At 62.1% G+C, this 17,417-nt stretch carries 16 protein-coding genes; 9 read left to right on the top strand and 7 right to left on the bottom strand.

Annotation, left to right across the window (positions count from 1 at the left end; translation table 11 throughout):
- Window positions 1-448: 448 nt before the first annotated feature.
- Genes AC07W7_RS25660 through AC07W7_RS25645 form a run of 4 tightly spaced genes read left to right on the top strand, consistent with a single transcriptional unit; the run spans window position 449 to window position 3,372 of the window.
- Window positions 449-1,114: an amino acid ABC transporter permease gene (locus AC07W7_RS25660; RefSeq protein ID WP_099169343.1), complete on the top strand. Its 666-nt coding sequence runs from the start codon at window positions 449-451 to the stop codon at window positions 1,112-1,114.
- Window positions 1,095-1,754, top strand: coding sequence for an amino acid ABC transporter permease (locus AC07W7_RS25655; protein ID WP_076962043.1), 660 nt, complete (start codon window positions 1,095-1,097; stop codon window positions 1,752-1,754). The genes AC07W7_RS25660 and AC07W7_RS25655 overlap by 20 nt, the downstream gene beginning before the upstream one ends.
- Window positions 1,751-2,527 carry an amino acid ABC transporter ATP-binding protein gene (locus tag AC07W7_RS25650; RefSeq protein ID WP_495040362.1) on the top strand — a complete coding sequence of 259 codons (777 nt, stop codon included), beginning with the start codon at window positions 1,751-1,753 and terminating at the stop codon, window positions 2,525-2,527. Before AC07W7_RS25655 ends, AC07W7_RS25650 begins: the two co-directional genes overlap by 4 nt.
- Complete coding sequence (locus AC07W7_RS25645; RefSeq protein ID WP_495040361.1) at window positions 2,524-3,372, top strand: transporter substrate-binding domain-containing protein; 849 nt, start codon at window positions 2,524-2,526, stop codon at window positions 3,370-3,372. Before AC07W7_RS25650 ends, AC07W7_RS25645 begins: the two co-directional genes overlap by 4 nt.
- Window positions 3,373-3,436: 64 nt before the next feature.
- Here the strand turns inward: AC07W7_RS25645 and AC07W7_RS25640 are convergent, their stop codons facing one another.
- The gene (locus tag AC07W7_RS25640; RefSeq protein ID WP_495040360.1) at window positions 3,437-4,597 is read right to left on the bottom strand and encodes an AAA family ATPase; all 1,161 of its coding nucleotides are present in this window, start codon (window positions 4,595-4,597) and stop codon (window positions 3,437-3,439) included.
- 152 nt (window positions 4,598-4,749) lie between these two features.
- Between AC07W7_RS25640 and AC07W7_RS25635 the strand changes: the two genes are divergently transcribed.
- The 4 genes from AC07W7_RS25635 to AC07W7_RS25620 all read left to right on the top strand — a co-directional run bounded on the left by AC07W7_RS25635 (window position 4,750) and on the right by AC07W7_RS25620 (window position 12,338).
- On the top strand, window positions 4,750-5,853 hold the full coding sequence (locus AC07W7_RS25635; RefSeq protein WP_495040359.1) for an efflux RND transporter periplasmic adaptor subunit: 1,104 nt from the start codon (window positions 4,750-4,752) through the stop codon (window positions 5,851-5,853).
- On the top strand, window positions 5,850-6,920 hold the full coding sequence (locus AC07W7_RS25630; RefSeq protein WP_099169339.1) for an efflux RND transporter periplasmic adaptor subunit: 1,071 nt from the start codon (window positions 5,850-5,852) through the stop codon (window positions 6,918-6,920). The genes AC07W7_RS25635 and AC07W7_RS25630 overlap by 4 nt, the downstream gene beginning before the upstream one ends.
- Window positions 6,917-9,964, top strand: coding sequence for an efflux RND transporter permease subunit (locus AC07W7_RS25625; RefSeq protein WP_495040358.1), 3,048 nt, complete (start codon window positions 6,917-6,919; stop codon window positions 9,962-9,964). The genes AC07W7_RS25630 and AC07W7_RS25625 overlap by 4 nt, the downstream gene beginning before the upstream one ends.
- Window positions 9,965-10,100: 136 nt before the next feature.
- Complete coding sequence (locus AC07W7_RS25620; RefSeq protein WP_495040357.1) at window positions 10,101-12,338, top strand: glycoside hydrolase; 2,238 nt, start codon at window positions 10,101-10,103, stop codon at window positions 12,336-12,338.
- A 49-nt stretch (window positions 12,339-12,387) separates the two neighbouring features.
- Here the strand turns inward: AC07W7_RS25620 and AC07W7_RS25615 are convergent, their stop codons facing one another.
- Complete coding sequence (locus AC07W7_RS25615; protein WP_099169337.1) at window positions 12,388-12,645, bottom strand: acyl carrier protein; 258 nt, start codon at window positions 12,643-12,645, stop codon at window positions 12,388-12,390.
- Window positions 12,635-13,201, bottom strand: coding sequence for a hypothetical protein (locus AC07W7_RS25610; RefSeq protein WP_495040356.1), 567 nt, complete (start codon window positions 13,199-13,201; stop codon window positions 12,635-12,637). Before AC07W7_RS25610 ends, AC07W7_RS25615 begins: the two co-directional genes overlap by 11 nt.
- 498 nt (window positions 13,202-13,699) lie before the next feature.
- Between AC07W7_RS25610 and AC07W7_RS25605 the strand changes: the two genes are divergently transcribed.
- Window positions 13,700-14,005, top strand: coding sequence for a DUF6124 family protein (locus AC07W7_RS25605; RefSeq protein WP_076962053.1), 306 nt, complete (start codon window positions 13,700-13,702; stop codon window positions 14,003-14,005).
- Window positions 14,006-14,064: 59 nt separating this feature from the next.
- On the opposite strand, the gene AC07W7_RS25600 is transcribed toward AC07W7_RS25605, so the two are convergent.
- Genes AC07W7_RS25600 through AC07W7_RS25585 form a run of 4 tightly spaced genes read right to left on the bottom strand, consistent with a single transcriptional unit; the run spans window position 14,065 to window position 17,301 of the window.
- The gene (locus AC07W7_RS25600; protein WP_076962054.1) at window positions 14,065-14,700 is read right to left on the bottom strand and encodes a class I SAM-dependent methyltransferase; all 636 of its coding nucleotides are present in this window, start codon (window positions 14,698-14,700) and stop codon (window positions 14,065-14,067) included.
- A gap of 39 nt (window positions 14,701-14,739) precedes the next feature.
- Complete coding sequence (locus AC07W7_RS25595) at window positions 14,740-15,384, bottom strand: methionine ABC transporter permease (protein WP_076962055.1); 645 nt, start codon at window positions 15,382-15,384, stop codon at window positions 14,740-14,742.
- Entirely contained in the window at window positions 15,374-16,489 is a 1,116-nt protein-coding gene (locus AC07W7_RS25590) for a methionine ABC transporter ATP-binding protein (protein ID WP_099169336.1), read from the bottom strand. The genes AC07W7_RS25595 and AC07W7_RS25590 overlap by 11 nt, the downstream gene beginning before the upstream one ends.
- 2 nt (window positions 16,490-16,491) lie before the next feature.
- Window positions 16,492-17,301 carry a MetQ/NlpA family ABC transporter substrate-binding protein gene (locus AC07W7_RS25585; RefSeq protein WP_495040355.1) on the bottom strand — a complete coding sequence of 270 codons (810 nt, stop codon included), beginning with the start codon at window positions 17,299-17,301 and terminating at the stop codon, window positions 16,492-16,494.
- Window positions 17,302-17,417 lie beyond the last annotated feature (116 nt).

Genomic DNA, 17,417 nt, shown 5'->3' with positions numbered 1-17,417 from the left:
ACTGACACACCGAGGTGCCTGCATCGCGGGCAAGCCCGGCTCCCACACAAGCCTGCTCCCACATTGGGTTGGTGTTATGCCTATTAATCCCGGCTGTTGATCGCCCGCCGCAGCGCCACCAGCCATTTCACCAAGTCCTGCGGATCAATCGGTTTCGCCTCGTTCATCTGTCATTCCCTCGTTGGTTAAATGGCCCTCAGTCTGGCCACGCGCTGTCCTTCCTTGTTGTTCAGCGCTGAAAAAAGACCCTTCCTACGCACCTCAGAACAATAGCTGTCACCTGCGATCCCTGCGAATCCAGAGGTTAGTTTTTTGGGTGATATCAATATGCTATTTCGGTATTTAAATTTTGGTTTTTATACCTTTAAAGTCAGCGCTTGCCGGCGTTACCCACGCTGGACCGGACTGCGTTTACGCCGCATTACCCCTGCGGCGCCCAGGACTTGAAATGACTTTTGACTACGCGTTTATCCTCAGCACCCTGCCGGCGTTTCTCAAGGCCGTGGGGGTAACCCTGCAAGTGGGCTTGATCGCCATCGGCACCTCGCTGCTGGTGGCGCTGGTCAACGCGGCCCTGCTGGTGTTCCGCACGCCCTACCTGTCGCGCCTGGTGGCGCTGTATGTGGAGCTGGCGCGCAACACGCCGCTGCTGATCCAGCTGTTTTTCGTGTACTTCGCCTTGCCGGCCCTGGGCTTGAATATTTCCGGGTTCTGGGCGGCGATCATCACCATGACCTTTTTGGGCGGCGCCTACCTCACCGAAGTGCTGCGCGCCGGTGTGGAAGCGGTGCCGCTGGCGCAGATCGAGTCGGGCAAGTCCATCGGCCTGTCCGACTGGCAGTTGTTGCGCCATGTGATCCTGCCCCAGGCCGGGATCCTCAGCCTGCCGGCGCTGTTTGCCAATTTCATTTTCCTGCTCAAGGAAACCACCGTGGTCTCGGCGGTGGCGGTGCCAGAGATTCTCTACACCACCAAAAGCTACATCGCCCTGTACTACAAGACTTACGAGATGCTCGCCGTGCTCACGCTGATTTGCGTGCTGTTGTTCTTGCCGCTGTCGCTGCTGCTCAGCCGCCTGGAAAGGAGGCTCCAGCATGGCCAGTTCGGGTCTTGAGTTGTTGTGGGTGTCGTTGCCGCAACTGGGCAAGGGCGCTGCACAAACCCTGTCGATTTCGTTTTTGAGCATCGCCTTCAGCACCATTGGCGGGGTGGTGTATGGGGTGCTGCGCACTTTGAATGTGCGGGCGATCAACCTGCTGCTGCGCATTTACCTGGAGTTGTTCCGCGCAATTCCGGTGCTGGTGTGGCTGTACCTGCTGTTTTTTGGCCTGCCGATTTTTACCGGCCTGAGCATTCCCAGTTTTTGGTGCGCGGTGCTGGTGCTGTCGCTGTGGGGCGCCAGTGAAGTGGGCGAAGTGGTGCGCGGCGCGTTGCATTCGCTGCCGCGCGGGCAGCGGGAGGCGGGGCTGTCGATTGGCTTGTCGGCGCCGCAGCTCTACGGCTATGTGCTGCTGCCCCAGGCGCTCAAGCGCATGACGCCGCCGACCATCAACGTCTACACGCGGATCATCAAGACCAGCTCCCTGGCGGTGCTGATCGGCGTGGTGGACGTGATCAAGGTCGGCCAGCAAATCATCGAGCGCACCTATGAGTCGGTGTTGATCTACGGCGCGCTGTTCCTGTTTTTCTTCTTTATCTGCTACCCGTTGTCGGCCGCCTCCAAGGTGCTGGAACGGCGCTGGGCCCAAGCATGAGCGCATTGATCGAGTTTCAGGGTTTCAATAAATTCTTCGGCGCACAGCAGGTGCTCAATGACATCGACCTGAGGGTGCAAAGCGGTGAAGTGGTGGTGATCCTCGGCCCCAGCGGCTGCGGTAAAAGCACCTTGCTGCGTTGCCTCAATGGCCTGGAAGTGGCCCACAGCGGCAGCCTGCGGCTGGCCGGCAAAGAGCTGCTGGATAAACACACCGACTGGCGCCAGGTGCGCCAGGACGTAGGCATGGTGTTCCAGAGTTACCACCTGTTCCCCCATATGAGCGTGCTCGACAACATCCTGCTGGGCCCGCTGAAAGTGCAAAAGCGCGAGCCCCGCGAAGCCCGCGAGCAGGCGCAAAAACTGCTGGAACGGGTGGGGCTCGCCGACAAGCGCGATGCCTTCCCGCGCCAGCTCTCGGGCGGCCAGCAGCAACGCATCGCCATCGTCCGTTCGCTGTGCATGAACCCCCAGGTCATGCTGTTTGACGAAGTCACCGCCGCCCTCGACCCGGAAATGGTCAAGGAAGTGCTGGAGGTGATCCAGGACCTGGCCCGCGATGGCATGACCCTGCTGATTGTCACCCACGAAATGGCCTTCGCCCGCGCCGTCGCCGACCGCGTGGTGTTTATGGAGGCGGGCCGCATCCTCGAACACAACACCCCAGAGGCCTTCTTTACGAACCCGCAGACCGCACGCGCGCAGCAGTTCCTCGAGAAATTCTCGTTTGTTTCAACACTGCCCAAGAAAATCAAGGAACTGGAGCTGATATGAAAAAGTTACTGCTGCCACTGTTTGCCGTCGCCTTACTGGCCGGCTGCGATAAGAAGGCCGAAGAGCCGGTAAAACCTGCGGCTGTCAGCTACATCGACAAGATCAAGGCCCGCGACAAGCTGATCGTCGGCGTGTTTACCGACAAGCCGCCGTTTGGCTTTGTCGATGAAGCCGGGCGCTACGTGGGCTTTGATACCGATATCGGCCGCCGGTTTGCCAAGGACCTGCTGGGCGACGAGAACAAGGTCGAGTTCGTGGCCGTGGAGCCGGCCAGCCGTATCCCGTTTTTGCAGAGCGACAAGGTTGACCTGATCCTCGCCAACATGACCGTGACCCCGGAGCGCAAGGAAGCGGTGGAGTTCACCAACCCCAACCTGAAAGTCGCGGTCCAGGCCCTGGTGCCTAACCAAAGCACGGTGAAAAGCCTCGACGACCTGGCCACCCGCACCACCATCGTCACCACCGGCACCACCGCCGATATCTGGCTGACCAAGAACCACCCGGACTGGAAACTGCTCAAGTTCGAGAAAAACTCCGAGTCGCTGCAAGCCTTGTCGGCTGGGCGTGGCGATGCCTATGCGCAAGACAACCTGGTGCTGTTCAGCTGGGCCAAACAGAACCCGGGCTATCGCGTGCTGGAAGAGAAACTGGGCGACGAAGCGCCGATTGCACCGGCGGTGAAGAAGGGCAATATCGAACTGCGCGACTGGGTGAATGCCGAGTTGGCGAAGCTGGGCGAAGAGCAGTTCTTGCTCAAGCTGTATGACCAGTACGTGCGCAAAGAACTGAGCGATGAGACCAAGCCTGAGAGTGTGATTGTTGAAGGGGGTAAGTGGCAGGGCTGATCCTGTACTGAATGTTCCCCTGTGGGAGCGGGCTTGCCCGCGATGAGGCCGGTGCAGGCACCGCCTAGCTCGGCCAATGCCACGCCGGCTCATCCAACACCCGCTGCCCCACAATCTGCGTCTGGCCCATCACCTTCTCCAGCACAATCGAATGGCATCCCTCATCTTGCTGCAACGCCGCGATCAAGCGGCTGGCATGGGACACCACCCACACCTGGCATTGCTTGGATGCCTGGATGATCAGGCGCGCCAAGGCCGGCAACAGGTCCGGGTGCAGGCTGGTTTCCGGTTCGTTGAGGACCATCATCGTCGGCGGGCGTGGGGTCAGCAGCGCGGCGATCAGCAGCAGGTAGCGCAAGGTGCCGTCCGAGAGTTCCGCCGCCGACAGCGGCCGCAGCAACCCTTCCTGATAGAACTCAATGGCGAAACGCCCGCCCTGCAACGGCTCGATATGCAAACGCGCGCCGGGAAACGCATCGCTCACCGCCTGCTGCAAGGCCTCGGGGTCGCCGATTTCGCGGATGGTCTGCAACGCGGCTGCCAGGTCGCGGCCATCGTGATGCAACACCGGCGTGCGCGTACCCAGTTGCGGTAGGCGCACCGGTGCATCGGCGTCGCTGCGAAAGTGATCGTAGAAGCGCCAGCCGCGAATGCTTTCGCGCAGTGTCAGGACTTCCGGCGAGCCGCGCAGGCTGCCGACCTGATCGAACAGGCTGTGGTAGTTGGGCGTGTGCTGGGCCAGCACCTCCCAGGCCCGTCCGTCGCGGGCGCGCACCATCGGCCCGGAGCGCTGCACCAGCAGGCTGGCCGGGCGATAGACGTGGCCGGCCCAGATGCATTCTTTTTTGATCTCGGGGTCCAGGGAAAAATACGACTCGCTGGGTTCTGGCAGGCCTAGGGAGATCGCATAGCTGAAATCCTCCCCGGCAAACCCCAGGCGCAAGCGCTTGGCGCCGCTGCGTACGCTCAGCTCCACCGGCACCTCGCCGTTGTGCATGCGCCGGCTGATGCTTTCGGGGCCGGCCCAGAAGGTCGAATCCAGGCCGCCTTCGCGGGCCAGGGCATTGATCACCCCGCCCTGGGCGGTTTCCGCCAACAGGCGCAAGGCACGGTACAGGTTGGATTTGCCGCTGCCATTGGGGCCGGTGATCAGGTTCAGCCGATCCAGCGGCACTACCAATTTATTGATCGAGCGGTAATTGGCCACCGCTAAGGTCTTAAGCATCGAGGGCGTTCCGGGCCGGCATGGAGCCACATCTTATCGTGTAGAAGAACACCACCGCAGGCCTGCAAATCACTTAGGCGAAGGCGGAACCCTGAACTAAGCTCACAGTCGCATACACACTGGCACGTCAGTATCACGCGAAAGGAGCCTGCATGGGCGGTCCCACCTCAACAGTTATTTGTGGCGTAGCCCTGCTGGCATTGCTCAGCGGCTGTGGCCAGGAAAAACCTGAGCCCAAGGCCCACTCCAGGGTGTTTGTGCAAACCGTGCAACCGGTCGATTTTGCCGCGGCGGTGACCCTGACCGGGGATATCCAGGCGCGGGTGCAGACCGATTTGTCGTTTCGCGTGGGCGGTAAGATTATCCAGCGCATGGTCGATGTGGGCGACCGCGTGACGGCCCGGCAAGTGCTGGCCAGGCTCGATCCCAAGGATTTGCAGACCAACGTCGATTCCGCCCAGGCCCAGGTGGTGGCGGAACAGGCGCGGGTCAAACAGACGGCGGCGGCCTTTGTGCGCCAGGAAAAACTCCTGCCCAAGGGCTACACCAGCCGCAGCGAATACGACGCCGCCCAGGCCGCGCTGCGCAGCAGCCAAAGCGCCCTGGCGGCGGCGCAGGCGCAGTTGGCCAATGCCCGCGAGCAACTGGGCTACACCGCGTTGATCGCCGAGGCGCCGGGAGTGATTACCGCGCGCCAGGCCGAAGTCGGCCAGGTGGTGCAGGCCACCGTGCCGATTTTCAGCCTGGCCCGCGACGGCGAGCGCGATGCGGTGTTCAACGTCTACGAATCGCTGCTGGCGGAGCCACCGCCGGATGTGCCAATCACCGTCAGCCTGCTGGACAACCCGAGCATCAAGGCCGTGGGCCGAGTGCGTGAAGTGACCCCGGCCGTTGCCGCCAGCAGCGGCACGGTGCAGGTGAAGATCGCCCTGGAGGCCTTGCCCAAGGGCATGCAACTGGGTTCGGTGGTCAGCGCCACCGCCAACGGGCAAACCAGGGCCAGCATCGAACTGCCCTGGGCGGCACTGACCAAAGACCTCAGCGAGCCTGCCGTATGGCTGGTGGACGATGACGGCAAGGCGCAATTGCACAAGGTCACTGTCGCGCGCTACCTGACCGGCAAAGTGATCATCAGTGACGGCCTCAAGGGCGGCGAAAAAGTCGTGGTGGCCGGTGGGCAATTGCTGCACCCGGGCATGGTGGTGGAGATCGCCCAGGCGCCGGATCCGGTCCAGGCCAAGGGGGTGCAGCCATGAAGCGCCTGACGCTGCTCCTCGCCAGCAGCCTGCTGCTGGTGGCCTGCTCCAAGGAAGAACCGGCGCCGGACCCCGTGCGCCCGGTGCTCTCGGTCGAGGTGAAAGCCGAAGACCAGGCCCACCTCGGGCGTTTTGCCGGCAGCATCCAGGCACGTTATGAAAGCAACCTGGGCTTCCGGGTGCCAGGGCGTATTGCGCGGCGCGCGGTGGATGTGGGCGCCGAAGTTGACAAGGGCGCCTTGCTGGCCGTGCTCGATCCCACCGACCAGCAGAACCAGCTGCGCGCGGCCCAAGGCGACCTGGCGCGGATCCAGGCGCAATTTATCAATGCCCAGGCCAATGCGCGCCGCCAGCAGGAACTGTTCAACCGTGGCGTCGGCGCCCAGGCGCAACTGGACATTGCCCAGACCGACCTGAAAACCACCCAGGCTTCCCTCGACCAGGCCAAGGCCTCGGTGGACCAGGCCAGGGACCAGCTCAACTACGTCGAGTTGCGCACCGACCATGGCGGCATCGTCACCGCCTGGAATGCCGAAGCCGGCCAGGTGGTCAGTGCCGGCCAGCAAGTGGTGACGCTGGCCCGCCCGGATATCAAGGAAGCGGTGATCGACCTGCCTGCCGGCCTCGCCGAGCGCCTGCCGGCCGATGTGGTGTTCCTGGTGGCCAGCCAGCTGGAGCCCAGCATCAACACCACCGCCACCGTGCGCGAGATCGAACCCCAGGCCCAAAGCGCAACCCGCACCCGTCGCGCACGCCTGACCCTGGCCCAGACGCCCCCGGCGTTCCGCCTGGGCACGGCGATCAGCGTGACCTTGAGCTCGACCATCGCCCCGCGCATCGAACTGCCTGCCAGTGCGGTGCAGGATGTCGAGGGCAAGACCCGTATCTGGGTCGTCGATAGACAACAACAGAGCGTGCAGCCCCGTGATGTGACCCTGGTCAGCCGCGACGCCAGCCATGTCGTGCTCAGCGGCGGCGTGCAGCCTGGCGAGCGTGTGGTCAGCGCCGGGGTCAACAGCCTCAAGCCTGGACAAAAAGTCAAAACCGACGAGGACAGCCCGCGATGAAAGGGAGCTTCAACTTATCCGACTGGGCGCTCAAGCATCAGTCCTTCGTCTGGTACCTGATGTTCGTCGCGCTGTTGATGGGCGTGTTTTCCTACATGAACCTGGGGCGCGAGGAAGATCCGTCCTTCACCATCAAGACCATGGTGATCCAGACCCGCTGGCCGGGCGCGACCCAGGAAGAAACCCTCAAGCAGGTCACCGACCGCATCGAGAAAAAGCTCGAAGAGCTGGACTCCCTGGACTATGTGAAAAGCTACACCCGGCCCGGAGAATCCACGGTTTTCGTGTTCCTCAAGGACACCACCAGCGCCAAGGCGATCCCCGAGATCTGGTACCAGGTGCGCAAGAAGATTGACGATATCCGCGGCACCTTCCCCCAGGGCTTGCAGGGGCCGTCGTTCAACGACGAATTCGGTGATGTGTTTGGCTCGGTGTATGCCTTTACCGCCGATGGCATGTCGATGCGCCAGTTGCGTGATTACGTCGAGCAGGTGCGTGCTGAGATCCGGGCGGTGCCGGGGCTGGGCAAGGTCGAGATGATCGGCCAGCAGGACGAAGTGATTTACCTGAATTTTTCCACGCGCAAACTGGCTGCCCTGGGGATTGACCAGCGCCAAGTGGTGCAGAGCCTGCAATCGCAGAACGCGGTGACCCCGGCCGGGGTGATCGAGGCCGGGCCGGAGCGGATTTCGGTGCGCACCTCGGGGCAATTTGCCTCGGAAAAGGATCTGGCCGACGTCAACCTGCGGCTCAATGACCGCTTCTATCGCCTGGCGGATATCGCCGATATCAGCCGTGGTTATGTGGACCCGACGCGGCCGCTGTTTCGTTTTAACGGCCAGCCAGCCATCGGCCTGGCCATTGCCATGCAGAAGGGCGGCAATATCCAGGAGTTCGGCAAGGCCCTGCACCAGCGCATGGACGAGCTGACGGCCGACCTGCCGGTGGGCATCGGCGTGCACAAGGTGTCGGACCAGGCTGAAGTGGTGGAAGAGGCTGTTGGCGGCTTCACCAGTGCGCTATTTGAAGCGGTGATCATCGTGCTGGTGGTGAGCTTTATCAGCCTCGGCCTGCGCGCCGGGCTGGTGGTGGCGTGCTCGATCCCGCTGGTGCTGGCGCTGGTGTTTGTGTTCATGGAATACAGTGGCATCACCATGCAGCGGGTGTCGCTGGGCGCGCTGATCATCGCCCTCGGCTTGCTGGTGGATGACGCGATGATCACCGTGGAAATGATGATCACACGCCTGGAAAAAGGCGAGACCCTGGAGCAGGCGGCGACTTTTGCCTACACCTCCACCGCATTCCCGATGCTCACCGGCACCCTGGTGACCGTGGCCGGGTTTGTGCCGATTGGCCTCAACGCCAGCTCGGCGGGCGAGTACACCTTCACCCTGTTTGCGGTGATTGCGGTGGCGATGCTGGTGTCGTGGGTGGTGGCTGTGTTGTTTGCGCCGGTGATCGGCGTGCATATCCTCAGCAGCAAGGTCAAACCCCACAGTGACGAGCCGGGGCGGGTCGGGCGGGTATTCAACGCCGGCATGCTGTGGGCCATGCGCAACCGCTGGTGGGCGATTGGCCTGACGGTGCTGCTGTTTGCGGCGTCGGTGTTTTCCATGCAGTTTGTGCAGAATCAGTTTTTCCCGTCGTCGGACCGCCCGGAGATCCTCGTCGACCTCAACCTGCCGCAAAACGCCTCGATCAATGAAACCCGCAAGGCCGTGGACCGCCTGGAAGCGATCATCAAGGACGACCCGGACATCGCGCGCTGGAGCACCTACATCGGCCAGGGCGCGATCCGTTTCTACCTGCCCCTGGACCAGCAACTGGAGAACCCGTACTACGCGCAGTTGGTGATCGTCAGCAAGGGCGTGGAAGAGCGCGGCGCGCTGATCGAGCGCCTGCAACAGCGCTTGCGCGATGACTTCGTGGGCGTCGGCAGTTTTGTCCAACCCCTGGAAATGGGCCCGCCGGTCGGGCGGCCAATCCAGTACCGGGTATCGGGCAAAGACATCGACCAGGTGCGCAAGCACGCGATCGAGCTGGCGACGTTGCTGGATAAAAATACGCACCTGGGCGAGATCATCTACGACTGGAACGAGCCGGGCAAAGTGCTGCGGATCGATATCGCCCAGGACAAGGCGCGCCAGCTCGGGCTATCGTCCGAAGACGTGGCGCAATTGATGAACAGCGTGGTCAGCGGCGCGGCCGTGACCCAGGTGCACGACGATATCTACCTGATCAACGTGGTTGGTCGCGCCGAAGATGCCGAGCGCGGCACCCCGGAAACCTTGCAGAACCTGCAAATCGTCACCCCCAGCGGCACCTCGATCCCGCTACTGGCCTTTGCCACCGTGCGTTACGAGTTGGAGCAGCCGCTGGTGTGGCGTCGCGACCGCAAGCCGACCATCACCATCAAGGCCGCCGTGCGCGACGAGATGCAGCCGACCGACCTGGTCAAGCAGCTCAAGCCTGAGATCGACAAGTTCAGCGCCGGCTTGCCGGTGGGCTACAAGGTCGCTACCGGCGGCACCGTGGAAGAAAGCGGCAAGGCCCAGGGCCCGATTGCCAGTGTGGTGCCGTTGATGCTGTTCTTGATGGCGACCTTCCTGATGATCCAGTTGCACAGCGTGCAGAAGATGTTCCTGGTGGCCAGCGTGGCCCCGCTGGGCCTGATTGGCGTGGTGCTGGCGCTGATTCCCACGGGCACGCCCATGGGCTTTGTGGCGATCCTGGGGATCCTGGCGCTGATCGGCATCATCATCCGCAACTCGGTGATTCTGGTGACGCAGATCGATGCCTACGAGCAGGAAGGCTACACGCCGTGGGACGCGGTGGTGCAGGCCACCGAACACCGGCGCCGGCCGATCCTGCTGACGGCGGCGGCCGCCAGCCTGGGCATGATCCCCATTGCTCGGGAAGTGTTCTGGGGGCCGATGGCCTACGCGATGATCGGCGGCATCATCATCGCCACCTTGCTGACACTGCTGTTTTTGCCGGCGCTGTATGTGGCCTGGTACAAAATCCGCGAGCCCAAGCACAGCTGAACATGGTCCCATCACACAAGCCTCGTAGCGGTTACGGGCTTGGTGTGGTGGGAAACGTCTCTAAATTCCCCGCGCGTGCCTTCCTGGTAACGAATTGTTTTACCCTCGCCCTTTCGTTCCCGTGAAGGCCTGCGTCATGACCCTTTGCCTACGCCGTGCCTGGCTGGCCTGTGTGCTCCTGCTCTCGCCCCTGGCCGTGGCCGGCACCGTGCTGGAAAACCCCCAGTGGCGCATCGAACTGGATGCAGCGACCCTGGCCATACGCGTGACCCCGGCCGGCCGCGAGCCGGTGCAGGCCTCCAGCGGCGTGGCGGCCCATGCGGTCAGCCAGTTGCGACAGTCCACTCAGCACGCCAACTGGCAATGGGATAAAGGCGCCTACCGCCTGAGTGCCACCCTGGAGCAGCGCGACCTGGTCCTGACCATCACCGCCCGCGAGGCCGGCGAGTTGGAGATTATCCGCCAGCCTGCCAGCGCCATGGGCAAGGGCTTGATCTGGCCGCTCGCCGAGGGGCATTACATCCCCGCCGGCAATCGCCTCTGGCAAGACTTCCTGCTGGAGTATGGCGATATGAACAGCACCCAGGACCTCAGCCTGCCGTTATGGGGCGTCGATCACGAACGCTTCACCCTCAACTGGCTGCTGACCAACCCGTATAACAACCGCTTGCAGTGGCAGGCCGAGGGCCCGCGCCTGGGCTTGTCGCTACGCCATGAATTCACCGCCCTGGACCCCAGCGCACCGATGACCCTGCGCCTGAACCTGGGCGAGGCCGACATGCTGGCCGGTGCCAAACGCTACCGCCAGTGGCTGGTGGAGCAGGGGCTCTATGAGCCGCTGGCAGACAAACTGCAACGCCTGCCGGCCGGCGAAAAGCTGTTGGGGGCCAGCCATGTGTACCTGTGGGGCAATGACCTGCTGGGCCTTGGCGATGTGCGCGATTGGGCGCAGTTGCGCACATTGCTGCGTGCGCCTGAGGGGTTGGGCGCGCAACTCAATGGCTTGCTGGACCCTGAAGCGGCGCAGGTGGTGCAAGCCCCCCAGCCGTTCCTGGATCGCTACCAGCAAGCCGTGCTGCTCAGAGGGCTCAACGCGGCACTTAACAAAAAGGCGCGCCAGGCTTGGCAAGCCAGGGCCGAGCCCGATATGCACGCGCTCGTCGAAGGCTATGGTGCGGTCCGTCAGGCATTGGCGGTGGCGTTTGCCAGCGCCTTGAGCGCAGCCCCTGAAACCTGGGGCAGCACATTGTCCGCCACAACCCTAAAGACGCTGGAGGACAGTGGCCTGCAACGCCTGCTGCTGACCCTGGGCGAAGGCTGGGAGGGTGGGCTGTGGCACCCCGAGGCCGTGCGCGCAGGCGTCGAGGCCGGGTATTTGATGGCCCCTTACGACTCCTATCAAACCGCCCTGGCAGACACCGAAAACCCCGACTGGATCACCGCCCACCTGGGTAGCCGTGCCTATCGCGACTGTTCGATCATGTTAAAGAACGGCCAGCTCAAGACCGGCTTCCAGAAGTCCGGGCATTACACCGACCCGCGCTGCGTACGCCCGCTGCTGCAGGCACGGGTGACGGCGGTGCAGGCCAGGGCCGGGTTCAATGCCTGGTTTCTCGATGCCTACGCCACCGGCATGCTGTTTGACAGCTATCGCTCGGTACTGGGCATGACCCAGGCGCAGAACGCCGAAGGCAATATCGACGCGGCGCGCTGGATCGCCAGCCAGCTCCAGTTGCCGGTGGGTTCCGAAGACGGCAACGCCACCACCGCCCGTGGCGTGCTGTTCGCCCATGGCATGCAAACCCCGGTCATGGGCTGGGGCGACCGCGAGATGACCCAGGACAAGCAATCGCCGTACTACGTGGGGGCCTGGTACCCACCAGAGGAACCGGCAGTGTTCTTCAAGCGCGTGCCCCTCAAAGAGCCGCTGCGCACGGTGTACTTTGCCCCGGCGATGCGCCTGCCGTTGTATCAGGCGGTGTTCCATGGCGCGGTCATCACCAGCCATCACTGGCTGTTCGACAGCCTGAAGCTGAGCAATGTGCAGGGGGAGAACGAGTTGACCCAACTGCTCTACAACGTGCCGCCGTTGTATCACCTGAGCGCCGCCACCTTGCAGCAGCGCTTGCCGATGATCCAGCGTCAGGATGGGTTTTTTCGCCCGTTGCATGAGCGTTTGGCGACCCAGGCGTTGACGGATTTTCGCTGGCTGAGCCGCGACCGGCTGGTGCAGCAGACCACGTTTGCCGATGGCACGCGGTTGGTGGCCAACTTTGCGCAGGAGCAGAGGGACGGCTATGCGGCGCGCAGTGTGACGGCGTGGGTGGTGGGTGAAAGTCCGGTGGTGTATCAGGTGGATCAGCAGCGCCCTTGAGGCCATCGCGGGCAAGTCGAATCGTCGCACCGCGATAGCGTCAGTTGCCTCACCGCCGATATTGAACAATCAAATCGACAACTTGCTGGAGAGTCGTGATGTGATCCCAATCATCCTGAGTCGCCTGCAATTTGAATTGCCATTTGATCTGCATGACAAAGCAGGTCAGATCTTCATCAATGATCTTAAAGTCGTGGATGAAGTCCGTTTGTTCCGTCACCTGGCTTCGGTCGATAAAGCCAATGATATCGACGAAAAGCTGGATCACTTTTTCACTAATCTCGGCTCTGGTCAGGTTACTTTCCATTTCTTGCCTCATAGGCACACTTACCAATACTAATTAGATCAAAAACAGCCAAACCCGCAGCAACGAAGGGAATGCCTCGCCCGAGAATGCCAAATACCCGGACGGTACCAAAAGTTGCTTTTGCCATGCTGGCCAATGTCGGCTGCCTGATCAGTGTACGAGGGAAAAAGCGCATTCCAATGAGGCTAGCCAGGTTTGTTGTTTTGCTGGAGCCCACGTGGACCCAGGTTCCCACAGCAATTTTGCTGATGGGTATGCCCGCCGCACCGGTTAGAACCGTTGCTACCGTCAAACCGTAGTGTTGCTGTGTGCACTTCCAGAGCTCGTCAAAAGTAGTGTTGGGTGCCGAAGAATCGGAATGAAGGGGCCTGAGTAACTTGTAACTCGCGCCATGCGTCCAGCTTGGTGCATTAGGCAAAACCATGACTGCCGGGCAGCTTGTCATCGTATTTCCCAGATGAAACGCCATGCTGGCAGTTGAGCCGAAATCTATGCCGTTTCGTTCCAGCTCAAGCTGGCTTCGAATGATTGCCGAATGAAGATCGCTTTCCTGCATGACGTAGTCCCTGTACGTAAATGACAGGCGAGATGTTAAGTCGCAGTAAAGGACGATAAGCGGGAAAGGGGTAAATCCAGAAAGCTCCGACGTGACAATAGGGCTAAGCCTACTGACTATTCAGAAGACCGGTAAAAGCCTCGATACAGCACGGGTTTTTCAATGGCCAGCAAGACCGATCTCTTTCATTCGCGGGACGTTTCCTAGAGAATTCCACGGCCTTGTTTCCGTTGGATCAGGTCGATAATCTCGGCCGGTCTTCGAGCATTCGATGACCGGACGTGCAAGTCCGACGGCAAGTATGATCCACACATCAAACAGCTCAACGCTCGGTTTTTATGCTTGGCGTCTGCCCGTTATGGCAGCTGTGCGAGGGAGGCCTTCGGGTCTGCTGGGTTTCGCTTCTTGCCCCGGTCTTGCACACCTTCGTACAGTTGCCACCCTAATTCGCGTGCAAGCGGACGGTGGCAACTTCTTCCTTAGCAAGAGGTGTTCACCATGGTCAAAATCACCCCCGACCCACCCCATTCCCACAAAGACTTCCTCAGCGACAATGCCCTCACCCGTCGCGCCATCGACTACTACTTGAAAGCCAGTGCGCCTGACGCCGCCCCTTACCTCATCAATGACAACCTCAGTTTTGAAGAGGCTCTGGCCCGCGCCGCCGATCTGCTGCATTGCGCGGTAACAACCGCCCAGGTAGGCCATGACGCCATGAGCGGGCATCAAAGGGCGGTGATGCACCTGGTAGAAATGGCCAAGGTGGTGGTGGATCAATCGTTGGATTGTTTACAACCGCGCTAGGCACCACAAAACCCATGTAGGGGACTTGTCGGGTCGCCGCATCGCTGCGATAGCGCCCCTCAGGCACCGCCGGCCTTACGCCACACACTGGCCAACCAGGGCTGCTGCTCGCGCGGCAGCCCCGCCGGGCGATAGTAGTGCTCCAGCTCCACAAACCCCGCCGTGGTCAGCAGCGCCTGCCAGGCCGCAAGGTCGTGATATGAGCCATAACGCGGCCCGTTCCAGCCCTCCTGGTTTTCCCCCCTGGGGTTGGAGCTGAACAACACCCCACCCGGTTTCAACGCCCCATGCAGCTGCTTGAGAATACGCGGCAGTTCCTGCTTGGGAATATGGAACAGCACCGCATTGGCAAAAATCCCATCGAAGCGCCCGGCCGGCAGGTCAAGCTTGAGGAAGTCCTGGTGCAGCACCTCGCAGCCGCTGTCCTGGCGCGCCATCTGCGCAAACCGCTCGGCGCCATCCAGGCCCACGGCGATATGCCCAAGCCGGGTGAAGGTCTGCAAGTCCCGCCCCGGCCCGCAGCCAAAATCCAGCACGGTAAACGGTGCCTGCGCCTGGATATGCCGCAGCAAGGCGTCGATGTTCTGGCTCACATCGTGGTCGCGGGTGCCTTCACGGAAGTCTTCGGCCACAGTGTTGTAGTGGCCGAGGGTGGTGGCGGTGATCTGGTCGAGGTCGTCGGGCTTGAGGGGCATGATGGGCAATACCGGGCGCTGAGATAGCCCGACTATACCTCACCTTTTATTCAGCACTCTCGCCAGGCGATCACCGCCCAGCTGGATCACGGCCACCAGTATCACCAGCAACACAATCACCGTCAGCATGATCTGGCTGTCGAAGCGCTGGTAGCCGTAGCGGTAGGCAATGTCCCCCAGGCCACCGGCGCCAATTGCCCCGGCCATGGCCGACGAGTTGATCATGGTCACCAGGGTAATGGTGAACCCGCCGACAATCCCCGGCAGCGCTTCTGGCAACAGCACATGCCAGACGATATGCCAGCGTCGGCAGCCCATGGCCTGGGCGGCTTCGATCAGGCCATGCTCGACTTCGCGCAGGCTGACCTCGGCGATCCGCGCAAAAAATGGCGTGGCGGCGATGGTCAGTGGCACCACGGCGGCCCAGACGCCGTAGGTGGTGCCGACGATCAGCCGGGTGAAGGGGATCAGCGCCACCATCAGAATCAGGAACGGGATGGAGCGGAACAGATTGACGAACGCCCCCAGCACCCGGTTCAACGCGGGGGCCTGGTAGATGCCGCCCTTGTCGCTGGTGACCAGCAACACCGCCAGCGGAATGCCCACCAGCAGCGCGATCAACGACGACACACCGACCATCAACAAGGTGTCGATGGCGCCCTGTAATAAACGATCAAACCACATAGCCCAGCACCTCGACCTGTTGTGCCCAGCGCGTGGCGCGGGTGCGTAATGTGTCGGCCTCCAGGGTGGAGCCGCTCACCGCCAGCAGCAACTGCCCCAGGGCGTGGCCCTGGATGCGCTCGACCCCGCCTTGCAGCAGGCGCACGCGCCCACCCAGGGCGCTGAACAGCGCGGCGAGGTCCGGCTCATCCGCGCTGGCGCCGGTAAATTGCAGGCGCAGCACCACGGCCGCCTGCGCCGACTGTGGCGTGGCCTGCAAACGTTTTTGCAGCTCATCGGGCAAGCCGTGTTGCAGGGGCGCCAGCAGGGTCTTGCTGACCTCATGCCGAGGGTTGCCAAACACTTCCCACACCGGGCCTTGCTCGACGATCCGCCCGTGTTCCAGCACCACCACGCGGTCGCAGATTTCGCGGATCACCGCCATCTCGTGGGTGATCAGCACGATGGTCAGGCCCAGGCGCTGGTTGATCTCGCGCAACAGGCCGAGGATCGACTGGGTGGTCTCCGGGTCCAGGGCCGAGGTGGCCTCGTCGCACAGCAGGATCTGCGGGTCGTGCACCAGCGAGCGGGCAATGCCCACCCGTTGCTTCTGCCCGCCGGACAATTGCGCCGGGTACGCCTGGTGCTTGTCCTGCAAGCCCACCAGTGCCAGCAGCTCACGCACTTTCTGTTCGCGCTGTGGCTTGGGCACGCCGGCGACTTTCAGCGGCAACTCGACGTTCTGCCACACGGTCTTGGCCGACATCAGGTTGAAGTGCTGGAAGATCATGCCGATGCGCCGCCGCAGGGCCACCAGGCGGTCTTCGTCGAAGTCGCCGATATCCACCTGGTCGATCAGCACCCGGCCGCTGCTGGGGTGCTCCAGGCGGTTGATGGTGCGGATCAGCGACGACTTGCCGGCGCCACTGCGGCCGATGATGCCGAACACTTCGCCGTGCTGGATCGCCAGGTCAATGCCTTGCAGCGCATGCACGGTGCCGCCGTAGGTTTTGCCCAGGTTGATAAAACGCACATGGGCATGGTTCAAGTCAGGGTGCAGCGCTGTCTGTTGCGCGTCCCTGGGCGGTGTGCCCAGGTCGCGCAGTTGGGCATTGGCGGCGCTCATATTCAGCCTTCCCAGCCGACTTGGTACAGGGTGCCCAGGGATTTATCCAGGGCCGCGCGTACCACCGGCGAATGCTGGTAGATCTCGACGAACTTGATCACCCGCGGGTCGCTCGTGCCTTTGGGCTGGGTCACGAACTGGATCACGTATTCCGGGTGGTCAAGGCCATCGAACAGCAGCGCCGACTCGGCATTGAAGGTCTTGGACAGGCGGATATAGGCCGGGTAACCCTGCACTAGGTCGGCATCGTCATAGGCGCGCACCAGTTGCACCGCTTCGACTTGCAGGATTTTGAGCTTTTTCGGGTTGGCGACGATATCGTCTTCGGTGGCCTTGTAGCCTACGCCCGGCTTGAGGCTGATCAAACCGGCCTTGGCCAGCAGTTGCAGGCCGCGCCCGCTGTTGATCGGGTCATTAGCGATGGCCACGCTGGCGCCCTGGGGCAGCTCATCGAAGCTTTTGAATTTTTTCGAGTACAGACCCACGTTGTTGATGATCCCCGGCTTGAACGGCACCAGGTCAAAACCGGCGGCGGCCTTGGCGTTTTCCAGGAACGGAATGTGCTGGAAGTAATTCACGTCGATATCGCCGGCGGCGAGGCTGACATTGGGCGCGATCCAGTCGGTGAACTCCACCAACTCGACCTTCAGGCCCTGTTTGCCGGCCTCTTCGACGGCGGCTTCCAGGGGGATGGCGAAGGCTGCCGTGGTGCCGACTTTGAGCGGCGCATCGGCGGCAAACACCGCCGAGCTGAACAGGCCGAGGGCCAGGGCCAGTGCTTTGACTGGGTGGGACAGCAGTGTTTTGTTCATGGTCGATTTCCAGTCATAAGGTGTGGGGAAAAACAATGAAGATCCAATGTGGGAGCTGGCTTGCCTGCGATAGCGGTGTGTCAGTGGCAACTGCATCAACTGACACACCGCTATCG

It is taken from the genome of Pseudomonas sp. GW821-FHT01D09 (assembly GCF_059422465.1).
The sequence above is the reverse complement of the archived record's forward strand: the minus strand, read 5'-3'. Positions and strand labels throughout refer to the sequence as shown.

What these genes read in the sequence shown, in the direction of transcription:
- AC07W7_RS25585 (WP_495040355.1), bottom strand. Translation starts at nt 17,301, where the DNA reads ATGAACAAAACACTGCTGTCCCACCCAGTCAAAGCACTGGCCCTGGCC.
- AC07W7_RS25650 (WP_495040362.1), top strand. Translation starts at nt 1,751, where the DNA reads ATGAGCGCATTGATCGAGTTTCAGGGTTTCAATAAATTCTTCGGCGCA.
- AC07W7_RS25660 (WP_099169343.1), top strand. Translation starts at nt 449, where the DNA reads ATGACTTTTGACTACGCGTTTATCCTCAGCACCCTGCCGGCGTTTCTC.
- AC07W7_RS25610 (WP_495040356.1), bottom strand. Translation starts at nt 13,201, where the DNA reads ATGCAGGAAAGCGATCTTCATTCGGCAATCATTCGAAGCCAGCTTGAG.
- AC07W7_RS25655 (WP_076962043.1), top strand. Translation starts at nt 1,095, where the DNA reads ATGGCCAGTTCGGGTCTTGAGTTGTTGTGGGTGTCGTTGCCGCAACTG.
- AC07W7_RS25605 (WP_076962053.1), top strand. Translation starts at nt 13,700, where the DNA reads ATGGTCAAAATCACCCCCGACCCACCCCATTCCCACAAAGACTTCCTC.
- AC07W7_RS25590 (WP_099169336.1), bottom strand. Translation starts at nt 16,489, where the DNA reads ATGAGCGCCGCCAATGCCCAACTGCGCGACCTGGGCACACCGCCCAGG.
- AC07W7_RS25630 (WP_099169339.1), top strand. Translation starts at nt 5,850, where the DNA reads ATGAAGCGCCTGACGCTGCTCCTCGCCAGCAGCCTGCTGCTGGTGGCC.
- AC07W7_RS25615 (WP_099169337.1), bottom strand. Translation starts at nt 12,645, where the DNA reads ATGGAAAGTAACCTGACCAGAGCCGAGATTAGTGAAAAAGTGATCCAG.
- AC07W7_RS25625 (WP_495040358.1), top strand. Translation starts at nt 6,917, where the DNA reads ATGAAAGGGAGCTTCAACTTATCCGACTGGGCGCTCAAGCATCAGTCC.
- AC07W7_RS25635 (WP_495040359.1), top strand. Translation starts at nt 4,750, where the DNA reads ATGGGCGGTCCCACCTCAACAGTTATTTGTGGCGTAGCCCTGCTGGCA.
- AC07W7_RS25640 (WP_495040360.1), bottom strand. Translation starts at nt 4,597, where the DNA reads ATGCTTAAGACCTTAGCGGTGGCCAATTACCGCTCGATCAATAAATTG.
- AC07W7_RS25595 (WP_076962055.1), bottom strand. Translation starts at nt 15,384, where the DNA reads ATGTGGTTTGATCGTTTATTACAGGGCGCCATCGACACCTTGTTGATG.
- AC07W7_RS25600 (WP_076962054.1), bottom strand. Translation starts at nt 14,700, where the DNA reads ATGCCCCTCAAGCCCGACGACCTCGACCAGATCACCGCCACCACCCTC.
- AC07W7_RS25645 (WP_495040361.1), top strand. Translation starts at nt 2,524, where the DNA reads ATGAAAAAGTTACTGCTGCCACTGTTTGCCGTCGCCTTACTGGCCGGC.
- AC07W7_RS25620 (WP_495040357.1), top strand. Translation starts at nt 10,101, where the DNA reads ATGACCCTTTGCCTACGCCGTGCCTGGCTGGCCTGTGTGCTCCTGCTC.